The following is a 13,650-nucleotide window of genomic DNA, read 5'->3' as shown; positions in this document are numbered from 1 at the left end:
TAACTTATAATAATCCGTATGACGTTATTGATCGTTATTATTTCCTTAGCGCTTATTTTTGATTTTATAAATGGCTTTCACGATGCGGCCAACTCCATTGCCACCATCGTTTCCACCAAGGTGCTGACTCCCTTTCAAGCCGTTCTGTGGGCAGCCATGTTTAACTTTGTCGCTTTCTTCATTGCCAAATACCTCATCGGTGGCTTCGGGATTGCCGACACCGTTTCAAAAACCGTGATTGCCGAATTCATCACTCTTCCCATTATTTTTTCCGGGTTAGTGGCAGCCATTACGTGGAATTTGCTGACCTGGTGGCTTGGGATTCCTTCGTCCTCTTCGCATACATTGATTGGAGGGTTTGCCGGCGCGGCCATTGCAAAATGGGCCAGTTTTTCGGTCATCAAGGTTTCCGTGATTGTGAAGATTGCTTCCTTTATTTTCATTGCGCCCCTGGTAGGGATGCTGGCAGCCATGATTCTTACCATCGTCTTGCAATGGTCTGTAAAGCGTGCGAATCCGCACAAGGCGAATACCTGGTTTAAGCATTTCCAGCTCGTATCATCTGCCCTGTTCAGTATCGGCCACGGGCTGAACGACTCTCAAAAAGTAATGGGCATCATCGCCGCCGCATTAATCGCCACCCACATCCAGCACCCTGAAATAGGATTCGGAATTGAGTCCATCAGCGATTTACCCAACTGGGTAGCATTCTCCTGCTTCTTTGCCATCTCGTTGGGCACAATGTCCGGTGGTTGGAAGATTGTCAAGACTATGGGAACACGCATCACCAAAGTAACTCCTTTTGAAGGAGTTGTTGCGGAAACTGCCGGGGCATTCACACTGTACCTCACCGAGTTCCTAAAAATTCCCGTAAGTACTACCCACACCATCACAGGTGCAATCATTGGTGTTGGTTCGGTAAAACGCCTATCAGCTGTCCGCTGGGGGGTTACCCGGAAACTACTTGTTGCATGGATATTAACTATTCCCGTCAGCGCACTGATTGCCGCCACAGTTTATTTTACGGCAGGAAAGTTTCTCTATTTCTAGTACATCAATACACCTCCCGGGCTACCCGGTAAATACTTTCTGTTGCCCCCAAAGCATAAAAGTGGATTCCGGGCACACCCCGCTGCACCAACTCCCTGCTTTGCAAAAGGCACCATTCCACTCCTACCTCTACGGCATCGGCATCGGTCTTGCATTTGCGCAGTTCATGCTCCAGGTCTTCGGGAATTTCTGTCCTGAATATCTTGGGAAGGACATTCAGCTGATTTTTTAAATGAATGGGCTTTATACCCGGAACGATGGGAATAGTAATTCCTTCGGCGCGGCAACGATCGACAAAATCAAAGTACTTTTGATTATCGAAAAACATCTGCGTCACAAGATAGTCAGCGCCATTCTGAGCTTTCATTTTAGTATAATAGATCTCCGACTCCATGTTGGGTGACTCTTCGTGTTTCTCGGGATAACATGCCATCCCATAGGTAAACGGAGTTTCGGGCGCCGGGAACGTAGAGCCGTCCAAGGCAATCCCGTTGTTAAAATTATTCACCTGCTCCTGTAATCCTGTTGCGTAAGAGTGACAATCCATTTTTCGCTGGTCGGCATCCAATTTTTTGGTGTCACCGCGCAACAACAACAGGTCAGTAACGCCCAGGAATGAAAGGTCAATCAACGCATACTCCGTTTCTTCTTTTGAAAAGCCCTGTGAGATAATGTGCGGTACCGCCCGAATACCGTATTTATTCTGAATGGCCGCGGCAATGGCAACAGAGCCCGGACGCTTTCTTACATTCACTTTCCGGATAATGCCGTTTTCGTCTTCCTTGTAAGTATTTTCGCTGTGGTGAGTAGTTATGTTGATGTACTTCGGCCCAAACTCTTTCAACCGGTCAATCGTATTAAAAACCTGTTTGATGCTGTTTCCTTTCAACGGCGGGAGCAGTTCAAAAGAAAACACCGGTTTCGAAGTCTGATGTATAAGATCTGAAATTTTCATTTTTTCGGGTTATGAGTTACGGGTTACGGGTTAAAAAGCCCGAACAACTTCTCCCATTGTACGTTATAAATTATTTAAATATCGCCCTCACAATATCCATCCCGTTGGCATACAAGACCAGCCCTATAAGCAGGAACATACCGGCAATCTGTGCATACTCCAGGAATTTATCACTTGGTTTTCTTCCAGAAATAGCTTCAACGAGTAGAAAGAGGACGTGCCCTCCATCCAACCCGGGAATGGGAAGAATGTTCATAAACGCCAAAATTACCGAAAGAAAGGCCGTCATCATCCAAAACGAATACCAGTTCCATTTTGCAGGAAAAAGATTTCCGATAGTGCCGAAACCGCCCAGTGACGATGCTCCTTCTTTAGTGAATATATGCTTGAATTGGGAGACGTATCCCTTTAATGTGCGTATGCCATACTTCACCCCTGCCGGGAATGAAGCAAAAAAGGTATAGTGATCCGTTACCAGATAAGATGCAATATTAAATCCCAACACAGCTGTTGTATCCAACTGGGCCGAAGCGGTTTGAAGCACACCCTCGCGATAGAAATCAATTGAGATCCGGAGGCCTTTATTTTTTTGGAGTTCACTTCTGAAATCCTGAAAAGTAGGTGTTAATACACTGTTCACCCCCACCAAGCTGTCGCCTTTCATAAGCCCGATCTTTTCTGCCTCGGAACCTTTCTGCACCTTCTCCACTACGGTCGGCACATCATCTTTGTATCCTGCAAAACCTTTCTTGTCGCGCATAAGCTGTTGAACAAAATCAGCCGGCATCGGTATATTTATTTCCTGGCCGCTTCTCAGGACCGTGACGGTTTGGGCATCGATGACCTGAGCAGCAAAATTATCAACGATTCCTGCCCGGTCAATGATTTCCTTTCCGTCAGCATACAAAAGGACATCACCGTCTCTAAAGCCGGCTCTTTCGGCAGTTTCACTAAACTCCATTCCCGATTTAACCTTACTCATCGGGATGTATGAATCTCCCCACCTGAAAACGATCATCGAGTAAATGAAAAACGCCAGGATAATGTTGAACAAAACACCTCCAATCATCACCAAAAGCCTCTGCCAGGTTGATTTTGCACGAAATTCCCACGGTTGAACGGGTTGAGCCATTTGTTCTTTATCCATAGACTCGTCTATCATTCCCGAAATTTTCACATAGCCACCCAATGGCAACCATCCTACACCGTATTCCGTTTCGCTGTTTCTGGGTTTATACCTGAACAGGGCAAACCACGGATCAAAGAAAAGATAGAATTTCTCTACGCGAATTTTGAAAACTCGTGCAAAAATAAAATGTCCAAATTCGTGAATAACAACGAGAATAGACAAGCTCAGTATCAGTTGTAACGCTTTAATTAAAAAAGTCTCCATTAAATTATCTCAGCTAAAATATAGTTTATATTCTTGTAAATTAAAAATCAGAACCCGAAAATTTTGCCACCTAATAGTCTTTTAGCCGTTTCAAGCGCAATCTCCCGGGCCTCGGTATCGGTCTGTATGTAATCTTCCAACGAAGGATTCTGGATAAAAACAGTTTTTGTCAGTGTTTGTTCAATAAGCTCACTCATTTGCAGAAAACCAATTTTCTCCTGCAGAAACAATTCCACCGCTATCTCGTTTGCGGCATTCATGATGCAAGGCATATTGCCTCCCTTTTCAATAGATTCGTAAGCGAGGCCCAAGTTGCGGAATCTATTTGTATCGGGCTTTTCGAAAGTCAGCGTGGAAAGTTCAAAGAAATTAACCGGCTTTACGTCCGATGTAATTCTTTCGGGATAAGAGAAAGCATATTGGATAGGCATCCGCATATCGGGCAAACTGAGTTGTGCCATGATCGATCTGTCCTTGAACTGGACCATGGAATGGATGATGGATTGCGGGTGGACTATAATCTCTATCTGGGAAGGGTTTACATCAAAAAGCCACCTGGCTTCAATCATTTCCAACCCCTTGTTCATCAGCGTGGAGGAGTCGATAGTTACTTTTGCGCCCATGTTCCAGTTAGGATGATGAAGGGCCTGTTCTCTGGTCACCTGCTGCAGCTGACTCATCGAAAAGTTCCGGAAAGGGCCACCCGACGCTGTCAGCAAGATTTTTTCTATTTCGTTGCTTCCTTCTCCATTCAGGCATTGAAAGATAGCCGAATGTTCCGAATCGACGGGTAAAATGGCTGCTCTGTTTTCCAGAGCCAGTCTTGTTATCAGTTCACCGGCGATAACCAGTGTCTCCTTGTTTGCCAGTGCGATAGTTTTTCGTGCCTTTAGGGCAGAAATTGTGGGTTTCAACCCGGAGAAACCAACCATGGCCGTCAACACGATATCGATTTCAGTATTCTGAACCACTTGTTCAATTGCCTCGGCTCCGGCCCAGACTTTTACCGGCAGGTCGGAAAGCGCCTCCTTCAACGCGGCATACTTGCTTTCATTGGCAATTACCACCACTTCGGGCTTGAATCGTCGAACCTGTTCCAACAGGCGGTCTACCTGATTATTGGCTACCAACGCATAAGCTTCAAAACGGTCCGGATGCCGTGAAATAACATCCAACGCTTGAGTACCGATAGAGCCTGTGGAGCCTAAAACAGCTATTTTTCGCTTTTGATCATTCATTAAGTGCAGCAGTTGCAAAGAGACGTGCAAAGATAAAAAAAAACGGGGACCCTTACAATCAATTTGGAATTTACAGGTTACTCCCAGTATCTATCAATCCTTCGGGTAGATTCATACAAATTATCTTCTGTTCGTCATTTACCCGGGTGATAAAATCGTCTGTGGCGGGGATAAGGTATTCTTCTTTTGCTTGCTTCACAATAAAAAGAACATTCAAGGTTGCCATATCCACGCTTTCTATGGTGCCAAGATCACGGTTATGCTGGTCGATAACCCGGTAACCTATAAAAAAGTCCCAATCCGGATTCTCTTCGTCCAAATTTTCAGGTACCTGTTTGCGAAGTAAGAAAACGTATAGGTTTGCAAACCTGGCAGCCTCTGTTTCATCGTTCACGTCCTCAAATTTTACCCGGGCGCCTGTGTCGGTTATAAACGTGATTTCCTCGATAAGAAAAGGAACAAAAATACGGTCAATATCCAGGAAATAGAATTCGGTATCGATACCGGCGTACACTGGTTTATCAAAAACAAGTGAAATTTCACCTTTTATTCCGTAAGGTTTCTGCAGTTTCCCTATCTTGAGGACCTCATCCTTGGTTATCATCTGCTATTTACGCCGCTGCGACTTAATTGTTTTCAACCTGCGTTTGGAAGCCGTACTTTTTACATCTGCAATGGAGTAACTCTCGTTGTCCAGCTGAATTTTCCCACCCGAAAGTTCAAGCAGGTCAGCAATTATTTTCTCATCATCAACCTCTTTATTCCATTGGGAATAAGATTTTTTCATCTGTGTGGTCAACTGGGCAATAAGTAAATCCTTCTTCCCCCCATCTTCCATATCGGCAGCAATGGCAATCATCTTTTCCAATAACTTCCCGTAATGCCTGAACTTCATTGTAGGGCGGCTGTAGTTTAATTTGTCGGGGGCTGTATTCAGGTCCTCTCTTGTCACCACTTCATATGGATAGTCGATATCAAGCTTAAAGTCGGACATTATGGCCAGGTGGTCCCACAAAATATGCTTAAAATCATTCACATCACGCAAATGCGGGAACATACTTCCCATAATATCGACTACGGCATAAGCACATTTCCTCCGCTCATCCTTGTCCTTAAGCATTACGCAGTGATCCACCATATTCTGTATGTTTCTCCCGTATTCAGGCATAACCAGTTTTTTCTTCTGAGTATTGTATATCATATTTTTATTTATTTTTAGATTTCATCTGTTGTTTATAATTATAGGACCAAGACATTAGAGCCAAGATTTTTCACGTCGAATTTTACACTACCTGAGCCTAAGCACATCGCCTTCTTCGGGGACATATTCGTAACTTTTTTTGTTCAGCCTGTATAAGTTTCGAAGCTGGATGCCGTATTTCTGTGAAATGCTGTACATCGACTCTCCTATTTGCACCGTGTGTTCAAAATAGGGTTTGTCGGCTCTCGGTTTTTTCTTTTGGAAATAAACGATGTCGCCCTCACTCAACGGAAAACCTTCGGGTACTTCATTGAATTTGAGCAAATCGCTCTCCTTGAAACCGAATTCGTGAGCAATTCCGGCAAAGGAATCGCCATTCACAGCTATAACATAAACCAATCCGTGTGTTTTATAAGGCTGATGCGTCCAATTAGCCCGTGCCACTTCCTGCTCTAAGTTTTCTTCTCGCTGTCTCCGGGTGATCCCTTTGCGATAATTTTTGTTGTCGAATCGATATAATTCGTAATCTTCAATCAACTTAATAAGCTTGTTGGCATAAGCCCTGTCGGTTGCATATCCCGTTTTTTGCAATCCTCGCGCCCATCCTTTGTAATCGGTGGCCGATAATTCAAAAAGTTCCCGATAACGGCCTCCAACGGTAAGAAATTGCGCATGGTCTTCGTAAGAATCTTCCACTTTACGGTATTTTCTGAAACAGTCGTTGGGAGTGTCGTCTGCAGCATACACTGATTCTCCACGCCAACCGCGGTGACATTTAATACCAAAATGATTGTTTGACCGTCTCGCCAAGTCGCTCATACCCGCTCCCGACTCCAGCAGTCCCTGTGCCAGTGTGATGGAGGCCGGTATGTTATAATCGTTCATGTGACGTACGGCAATGTCGGAGTAACTATCAATATATTCTTCGTAAACCCTTAACCGGCTTTGTCCCCAAACCCAACCGGGAGCAAATAAACAAATCAAAAAGAGAGAAAGAACTGAAATATATCTATATTTGTAATGAAAACTCATTAAAAAAATAATTTTCATATTTCAATCAAACAGAATGAAAGAAATAAATTTAACCACAAAGATAAGCGTTTATCTTTTAGAAGAATGTACCGAAACGGAAAAAAAACTGATCGAAGCAGCAAAACAAGCCACAAAAAATGCATATGCACGTTATTCCAACTTCAAGGTCGGGGCGGCACTGCTACTTGAAAACGGAGAAGTCATAACGGGCAACAATCAGGAAAACGCGGCATACCCGTCGGGGACATGTGCCGAACGGACAGCTGTTTTCTTTGCCAACGCCAATTATCCCGATCAGACAATCATAGCCATAGCCGTTGCTGCACACCACAACGGAGGATTCACCAAAGATGTTGTAACTCCTTGCGGAGCCTGCAGGCAGGTGCTGCTGGAAGCAGAAACCCGGTACAAAGCGCCTATAAAAATATTGATGTACAGTGATGATGGGATTTATGTGGTCAACAGCATAAAGAGTTTGCTGCCGTTGAGTTTTGGGGATGAAATGTTGAAATAATTTTGAGTTTACGCTTTTTTACTCCACCAAGGTAACCAAAAACCACTCTCCGTCGATCAGCTTAAAATAATAATCAGCATATATGCCGTTGTCGATTCCGCGAAGAGCAACGTGAGCGGTATCTTTTCTAAAATTTACCGTTTGCGTGTATTTGTCAAAATCGCGGGTGGTATAGGTACTGTCGTAACTTAAGTCGAGCAGCTCCCAATCCCTTTTTTCAATCTTCTCCTCAGTAGGTTCTAACGCTATCCGATTAGCATCAGGAGCCAATACCGTTATAGGGAAAATAATTCTTTCCAGCTGAAAAATCCTTTTTGAATTAAATTTATCAAGAAATTGATAAAAATCCTCCTGTCTCGTTTGTTTCCGATTTTTCTGAGCAAATGCTGTGTCTTTACCTTCCTGTTCACGATTACCTTTGCCATTACCGGAACAGTTTACAAACAAGAAAACAAAAAAAAGAAAGACAACAACAGGGTTTATTTTCATCTTGAGCGGTAAATTATGCGTTTGATGGTGCAAAGGTACTATAATTATGGGTTTTACACCATTAATCCTGCATAATTTTATCTTTCCACCATCAATTTTATGGTTGCATTAAATTCACTTTTCTTCAACAAGTCATCCAACGAAATATGCATCCTGTACCGCCAGTAATGCTCGGGATTAGCTGGCACATTTATACGTTCTTCTGCAGGATCCTTCCGCGAAAGCTCTCCGGAAAGCGATATCCAGTCCTGCCAGGGTAAAATCACCCACATGGCCGACGAATTCAAGTGTTGTTGTATAATCTGCCGGCACAATTCGGGAGAACATTCGTCTGGAGCCTCCCCTTCGTGGTTAAGAATCTCGTTGTAATATTTTTGGGTAATCTCCTTGTTCTCCTTCCACCACAACCTTATCGGTGACATATCGTGGGTTGACGTTGTGGCAACCGAAAGATAAGGCAATGAATGGAGATCGGAAAACGATACGTTCGGGTCTTTCGGCATCCGTTGAATTTCCAGACTGAGTATTTGGAGTTCGTTCATTACCGAATGCACACTATCGGGCACCATCCCCAAGTCTTCTCCGCAAACCAACATAGGGGTTGAAGAAATGAGTTGTGGCAATTTCCTCATGGCCTGTTCGCGCCAGAAATAGTTGTGACGCCGGTAATAAAAATCATCGTAAAGCCGGTTAAAAGCACTTTTCACATTATCGTCGAGATACCTATAAGAATAACTATGTTGCGCCGTAATACGCGGGTGGAACAGGTTATGATTCATCCGGTCTCTTACAAACAATACTTCGTTGCACAATGCATACAACCCATCACGGATTTTCAGATTTTTAACGTCTGCCTTACCCCCAAAAAAGTGTTGAATTTTTCGTTGTGTATCGTATTCTTTTTTAAGGTTGAAGCGCTGCCATCCGGAAACCTCGAGGTACTCCGCCATCACTTCGGGAGTATATTCACCAAATATTTCAGGCAAAAATGCTTCGTGTATAAATGGCTTTGTCATCCGTTCTTCATCGAAAGGAATGCCTGCCAGATTCAACTCTTCGGGCCAATAAGGCAAGGCCGGACTAAAATACCCCAATAATCCCTGGACAGAGTGCATGGGAATCTCCCAAATGCGGAAAAAGCCCAAAATATGGTCGATGCGGTAAGCATCAAAATAATCTGCCATTTTACAGAACCGGTTTTTCCACCATGCATAACCTTCCTGTTCCATCGCGCACCAGTTGTAAGTAGGAAATCCCCAATTTTGCCCGAAAAAGGAAAAATCATCGGGCGGTGCTCCTGTTTGCGTATCCATATTGAAAAGATAGCCCGTTGTCCAGGCATCAATGCTATCGCGATTTATTCCAATAGGTATGTCTCCCTTTAAAGCGACCCCTTTCCCGTGAGCATACTCCTGAACTTCACCCAACTGTTTGTCCAGCAAATACTGAGTAAAAGCATAAAAATCGGTCACAATTTTTGCCTCGGGGTCCTCCTCGATAAGTTGTTGCAACTTTTGTTCATTATAAACTGCAAACTCTCCCCAATCGGTAAACCGCGCCGTGCCTAACTTATCCCTCAAATAGCAATATGCCGCGTACGAAAAAAGCCAGAACCGGTTTTTTTCATAAAACACTTGATACGCCGCGGATGATAAAATTTCATCCTTTTCCTGTTCAAAAAGGTGTTCTGTATATCTTTTCTTCAAACTCAACACCTTTTCATAATCAAGATCAGCCAATTTATTCAATTTCCGGGCTTCTTCCAGGAAAGCATTCATCTTTGACTGATCCTTTAGCGGGAAAGCCGAAAGTCCCAAATAAATGGGATGCAATGCATAACACGAAATAGCACTGTAAGGATAAGAGTCTCTCCACGTTTGGGTAGTGATAGTATCGTTAATGGGCAGCATCTGGATAAGTTGCTGATGGGTCAGCGCAGCCCAGTCGATCATTTTTTTCAGATCGAGAAAATCCCCAATTCCGAAACTACTTTCACTTCGAAGCGAAAATACAGGAATAGCCGTTCCCGTACCTTTAAACAAAAAGTAGTTGTAATGAAATTGCAACCCCATTTCAACCCATACACTGTTTTGGTTTTTTGCTTTTTGCGTTGACAAAATCCTGTTTCCGCCATCTTCCCAATGTATGGACTGGCGGGTATCCTCATCTACGATAACAAACTTATAATAAAACTCATTGGGAAGGCTTTTAGCGTTCAGGAGTATTTGCCATTCTCCGTTTCCGACATAATCAAGTGGTTTGGCTTTATTTAAAGCCCAGTTTCCCAATTGGTCAATTTCACCGGAAACAACCAACTTCTGCCCTTTTTTCACAAAAGGGCATATCACATTCAATAAAATACTGTTGGAAAAATAGGATAAAGTTGAGTTGGCTTTTTCGTGGAAAAAGATACTTTCAGTAAAAGCCGATGAATACAGGTAACCGTGATAGGGTTTATTTTTCCACAAATCTTGAACAAAAAACATCTTCGATTTCTCAACCTGTAATCTACGATGGCTCCCCCACTCTTTTCGAATAGTTTTACCCTGCTCTTTCAAGAAATAATAATATTCGATTTGTCCGGTTGTTTTACTCTCTGTTTCGGCAGACCACACCTCCCCTTCGCAGGTTAATTTTAATGCACCGGTCTCATCAAGGTTGCCCAACTCGGGAATTGAACCACAAACATAGATTTCTTGACCAAAATTTGTGTGATAACTTATTTGGAATTTTATAAGGCTCATTCTAACTTATTTTCTTTAAACGTAACCGACCTTATCGCCCCTGCCGATTGAAAACAAAACTACAACTATTTCAAACGGATAGATAACCAGAATAAGTTTTTTTTAAACATTATCACGTGCAAACGATTGCAGACATCACACTTAGCTGAAGACCCTGTTCCCTGTTCGTCTGTTCCTGTTCTAGAAATCGATCAGAAGGAGTTTATAGAAACAGCAGAATCATCAATTGCGCCGTAATAACCCGCAGGAACATGGTAAGCGGATAGACAGTCGCATAGCTTACTGCTGGGAAATCGTTTCCTGCAGTCGCATTAGCGTATGAAAGAGCCGGGGGATCGGTCATACTTCCCGCAATCAATCCCATCAGCGTAAAGTAATTGATTTTATAAACTTTTCTTCCGATAGTACCCACAATTAAAAGTGGAACAACCGTGATAATGGCTCCGTATGCGATCCATTTGTATCCGTCATTTACCACGGTTTCAACAAAGCCTTCTCCTGCGCTTAATCCTACGCATGCAAGGAATAACGCTATACCTATTTCCCGAAGCATCAGGTTTGCGCTCATCGTTGTGTAGGTTACCAATCCGTATTTAGGTCCGAATTTACTGATAAGAATTGCAACAATAAGAGGGCCACCCGCCAGTCCTAGTTTTACGGGTTGGGGGATTCCAGGAAACATAAAGGGGATGCTTCCGATTAAAACTCCCAGGGCGATCCCGATAAAAATAGATATAAGGTTGGGTTCACGCAGCCTTTTCAACGAGTTTCCAAGGAATTTTTCAACATTAGCGATGGATGCTTCGGAACCCACAACGGTTACCCGGTCACCCAGCTGCAACTGTAGTCTCGGATCAGCAACCAGATCAACGCCGGCGCGGTTAACCCGGGTAATATTTACTCCGTACAAATTTCTTAACCGCAATTGTCCGATAGATTTTCCATTAATTCCCGCCTTGGTTACATTTATTCTTCGCGAAATCAATTGATTGTCAAGCTTATTCCACTCGTTTCTATCCATATCGATTTTTTGACCGATCAAAGCTTCAATAAGTTCAATATTTTGTAGGTTTGTAACCACCAGTATTTTATCGTTCTCATTCAATACGGTGTGCGGCAGAGGCACCGTTAATATTCCGGAATCGTTGTGCAGGACTCTGGAAATGACAAATTCCTTATCCATGAGGCTTTTTATCTCGTGGATGGTTTTGCCAAAAACAGCCGGATTATGTACCTGAAGTGAAAACATTTGTGCTTCGGTCATTTTAGAAGCATTTGTTATACTGATTGCTTCGTTCTCCCTGGCAAAATTTATCCTGAACAGCGACTTAAAGAGTATAAGACTAAGAATAATACCTACAACACCAAGGGGATAGGCTACTGCATATCCCATGGCTATAGAAGGATCCTGGGAGCCGGTTACGTCAAAGTAAGTTTGTTGCGCCGCACCCAGTCCCGGGGTATTAGTTACCGCTCCAGATAATATTCCCACCATGGTAGAAATGGGTAATCCGGTTATAACATGAATTACGTAAGTGGTGATAACGCCCAGAAATACTACCGATGAGGCCAATAAATTCAGGGTGATCCCGCCTTGCTTGAAGGAAGAAAAAAAACTGGGACCTACTTGCATCCCAATAGAATAGATAAAAAGGATGAGCCCAAATTCTTTTATAAAATGAAGAATATGTTCATCAATCCCTAAACCCAGATGACCCAAAAATATACCTACAAACAGAATCCACGTTATTCCGAGAGAAACACCGAAGACTTTAATTTTTCCCAGCAGGATTCCGGAAGAAATTACCAGCGCAAGTACAAAAATGGCGTGCGCAACACCCGATCCGAAGATCAAATCATTAATCCATTCCATAAAAAAAATAACCTAAACAAAAAATGTGAATACACGAAATAAGGTGCAAAGTTACAACTTATTTGGGGGTAAAACAAAAGATAATTCGCAGGAAAGCTCATTTTTCACATACAACAGCCACCCAGTTTTCCATTTCAGAGAAATCACGATACGTTAATCCATACTGCACACATTTTTCATGAATCACCGGAATATCTTCCCTGTAAAAACCACTCATGACAAGCTTTCCACCAGGATTTAGAACTTTCGTGTAAGCCGGAATGTCCTGCAACAAAATATTCCGGTTAATGTTGGCGAAAATCACATCAAACATATCGTTTCCTAACAGTCCGGAATCACCGCATAACACGCTGATATTATTAATACGGTTTAAGTGAACGTTTTCCAAAGCATTTTGGTATGCCCATTCATCAATATCAATTGCAATGATGGGATCAGCACCACACATTGAAGCCAGAATGGCAAGAATAGCTGTTCCGCAACCCATATCCAAAACAGATTTGTTTTGCAGGTCCATCGATAAAATTTCTTTCAATATCAACCCTGTGGTTTGATGATGGCCCGTTCCAAATGCCATTTTAGGATCGATAAGGATACGATAATTATAATCCCCGCCGGGTCGATGGAATGAACTGTGAATAATGCATTTGTTTTCAAATACAATGGGTTGAAAATAATGCTTTTCCCACTCCTCGTTCCAGTTTCTATCTTCAATCGTTTTAAACGAATAGCCAATCTCTGCATCTAAGAAGAAATTCTGGAGCAAGGTGTCAATCTTCTCTGTGGAGAACGTTGGCTCGGGAACATAGGCCAGCAGCCCCGTATTTGATTTAACAAAACTCTCAAAACCTATATCGGAGAGTTGAGCTGCCAACACATCGGTAATTATCTCAGAATCGGGATTACAAATTAAATTTACCTCAACGTATTTCATATGATTAAAACTAGTTATTTTAAAAGTGCCGTACTGAATTGAATGAAGCGAGATCGCCAACTTCCAGTGAGAACACCAACAAGTGGCAGTAGACTCCCATCCGGTTGTCGAACGTCGTTTCGCCTTTAACCCTGTTCTTGTTTGAAAACAGCTATCATGCTCGTTTAACAGGAATTTCAGGATACAAACATACAACATTATTCGACACACTGACTTCTAAAAAAATA

The 13,650-nt window shown here is 42.8% G+C and carries 12 protein-coding genes; 2 read left to right on the top strand and 10 right to left on the bottom strand.

The features are described from left to right. Window positions 1-18 precede the first annotated feature (18 nt). A complete protein-coding gene (locus KCV26_11160; protein ID WZX35857.1) occupies window positions 19-1,050 on the top strand; it encodes an inorganic phosphate transporter in 1,032 nt (343 codons plus the stop codon). A gap of 4 nt (window positions 1,051-1,054) precedes the next feature. Here the strand turns inward: KCV26_11160 and KCV26_11155 are convergent, their stop codons facing one another. The 6 genes from KCV26_11155 to KCV26_11130 form a co-directional block, all read right to left on the bottom strand. Continuing rightward, complete coding sequence (locus KCV26_11155) at window positions 1,055-2,005, bottom strand: methylenetetrahydrofolate reductase (GenBank protein ID WZX35856.1); 951 nt, start codon at window positions 2,003-2,005, stop codon at window positions 1,055-1,057. A gap of 70 nt (window positions 2,006-2,075) precedes the next feature. Further along, window positions 2,076-3,398, bottom strand: coding sequence for an RIP metalloprotease RseP (rseP, locus tag KCV26_11150; GenBank protein WZX35855.1), 1,323 nt, complete (start codon window positions 3,396-3,398; stop codon window positions 2,076-2,078). Window positions 3,399-3,445: 47 nt separating this feature from the next. After that, window positions 3,446-4,636: a 1-deoxy-D-xylulose-5-phosphate reductoisomerase gene (locus tag KCV26_11145; protein WZX35854.1), complete on the bottom strand. Its 1,191-nt coding sequence runs from the start codon at window positions 4,634-4,636 to the stop codon at window positions 3,446-3,448. 70 nt (window positions 4,637-4,706) lie between these two features. Further along, on the bottom strand, window positions 4,707-5,240 hold the full coding sequence (gene rimM / locus KCV26_11140) for a 16S rRNA processing protein RimM (GenBank protein WZX35853.1): 534 nt from the start codon (window positions 5,238-5,240) through the stop codon (window positions 4,707-4,709). Between the two features lie 3 nt (window positions 5,241-5,243). After that, window positions 5,244-5,837, bottom strand: a complete 594-nt coding sequence (locus KCV26_11135) for a DUF4290 domain-containing protein (GenBank protein ID WZX35852.1) — start codon at window positions 5,835-5,837, stop codon at window positions 5,244-5,246. A gap of 87 nt (window positions 5,838-5,924) precedes the next feature. Beyond that, window positions 5,925-6,887, bottom strand: coding sequence for a glucosaminidase domain-containing protein (locus KCV26_11130; GenBank protein ID WZX35851.1), 963 nt, complete (start codon window positions 6,885-6,887; stop codon window positions 5,925-5,927). A 16-nt stretch (window positions 6,888-6,903) separates the two neighbouring features. On the opposite strand from KCV26_11130, the gene cdd reads away from it, so the two are divergent. Continuing rightward, on the top strand, window positions 6,904-7,383 hold the full coding sequence (cdd, locus tag KCV26_11125; protein WZX35850.1) for a cytidine deaminase: 480 nt from the start codon (window positions 6,904-6,906) through the stop codon (window positions 7,381-7,383). 18 nt (window positions 7,384-7,401) lie between these two features. On the opposite strand, the gene KCV26_11120 is transcribed toward cdd, so the two are convergent. The 4 genes from KCV26_11120 to prmA all read right to left on the bottom strand — a co-directional run bounded on the left by KCV26_11120 (window position 7,402) and on the right by prmA (window position 13,423). Beyond that, a complete protein-coding gene (locus tag KCV26_11120; GenBank protein WZX35849.1) occupies window positions 7,402-7,872 on the bottom strand; it encodes a DUF4348 domain-containing protein in 471 nt (156 codons plus the stop codon). A 77-nt stretch (window positions 7,873-7,949) separates the two neighbouring features. After that, window positions 7,950-10,616, bottom strand: coding sequence for a 4-alpha-glucanotransferase (locus KCV26_11115; GenBank protein ID WZX35848.1), 2,667 nt, complete (start codon window positions 10,614-10,616; stop codon window positions 7,950-7,952). A gap of 202 nt (window positions 10,617-10,818) precedes the next feature. Then, complete coding sequence (locus KCV26_11110; GenBank protein ID WZX35847.1) at window positions 10,819-12,489, bottom strand: putative transporter; 1,671 nt, start codon at window positions 12,487-12,489, stop codon at window positions 10,819-10,821. Window positions 12,490-12,586: 97 nt separating this feature from the next. After that, window positions 12,587-13,423, bottom strand: coding sequence for a 50S ribosomal protein L11 methyltransferase (gene prmA, locus KCV26_11105; GenBank protein WZX35846.1), 837 nt, complete (start codon window positions 13,421-13,423; stop codon window positions 12,587-12,589). Window positions 13,424-13,650 lie beyond the last annotated feature (227 nt).

This window comes from Petrimonas sulfuriphila (genome assembly GCA_038561985.1).
Lineage (GTDB): Bacteria > Bacteroidota > Bacteroidia > Bacteroidales > Dysgonomonadaceae > Petrimonas > Petrimonas sulfuriphila.
The sequence above is the reverse complement of the archived record's forward strand: the minus strand, read 5'-3'. Positions and strand labels throughout refer to the sequence as shown.

What these genes read in the sequence shown, in the direction of transcription:
- KCV26_11130 (WZX35851.1), bottom strand. Translation starts at nt 6,887, where the DNA reads ATGAAAATTATTTTTTTAATGAGTTTTCATTACAAATATAGATATATT.
- KCV26_11120 (WZX35849.1), bottom strand. Translation starts at nt 7,872, where the DNA reads ATGAAAATAAACCCTGTTGTTGTCTTTCTTTTTTTTGTTTTCTTGTTT.
- cdd (WZX35850.1), top strand. Translation starts at nt 6,904, where the DNA reads ATGAAAGAAATAAATTTAACCACAAAGATAAGCGTTTATCTTTTAGAA.
- KCV26_11155 (WZX35856.1), bottom strand. Translation starts at nt 2,005, where the DNA reads ATGAAAATTTCAGATCTTATACATCAGACTTCGAAACCGGTGTTTTCT.
- prmA (WZX35846.1), bottom strand. Translation starts at nt 13,423, where the DNA reads ATGAAATACGTTGAGGTAAATTTAATTTGTAATCCCGATTCTGAGATA.
- rimM (WZX35853.1), bottom strand. Translation starts at nt 5,240, where the DNA reads ATGATAACCAAGGATGAGGTCCTCAAGATAGGGAAACTGCAGAAACCT.
- KCV26_11160 (WZX35857.1), top strand. Translation starts at nt 19, where the DNA reads ATGACGTTATTGATCGTTATTATTTCCTTAGCGCTTATTTTTGATTTT.
- KCV26_11110 (WZX35847.1), bottom strand. Translation starts at nt 12,489, where the DNA reads ATGGAATGGATTAATGATTTGATCTTCGGATCGGGTGTTGCGCACGCC.
- KCV26_11145 (WZX35854.1), bottom strand. Translation starts at nt 4,636, where the DNA reads ATGAATGATCAAAAGCGAAAAATAGCTGTTTTAGGCTCCACAGGCTCT.
- KCV26_11115 (WZX35848.1), bottom strand. Translation starts at nt 10,616, where the DNA reads ATGAGCCTTATAAAATTCCAAATAAGTTATCACACAAATTTTGGTCAA.
- rseP (WZX35855.1), bottom strand. Translation starts at nt 3,398, where the DNA reads ATGGAGACTTTTTTAATTAAAGCGTTACAACTGATACTGAGCTTGTCT.
- KCV26_11135 (WZX35852.1), bottom strand. Translation starts at nt 5,837, where the DNA reads ATGATATACAATACTCAGAAGAAAAAACTGGTTATGCCTGAATACGGG.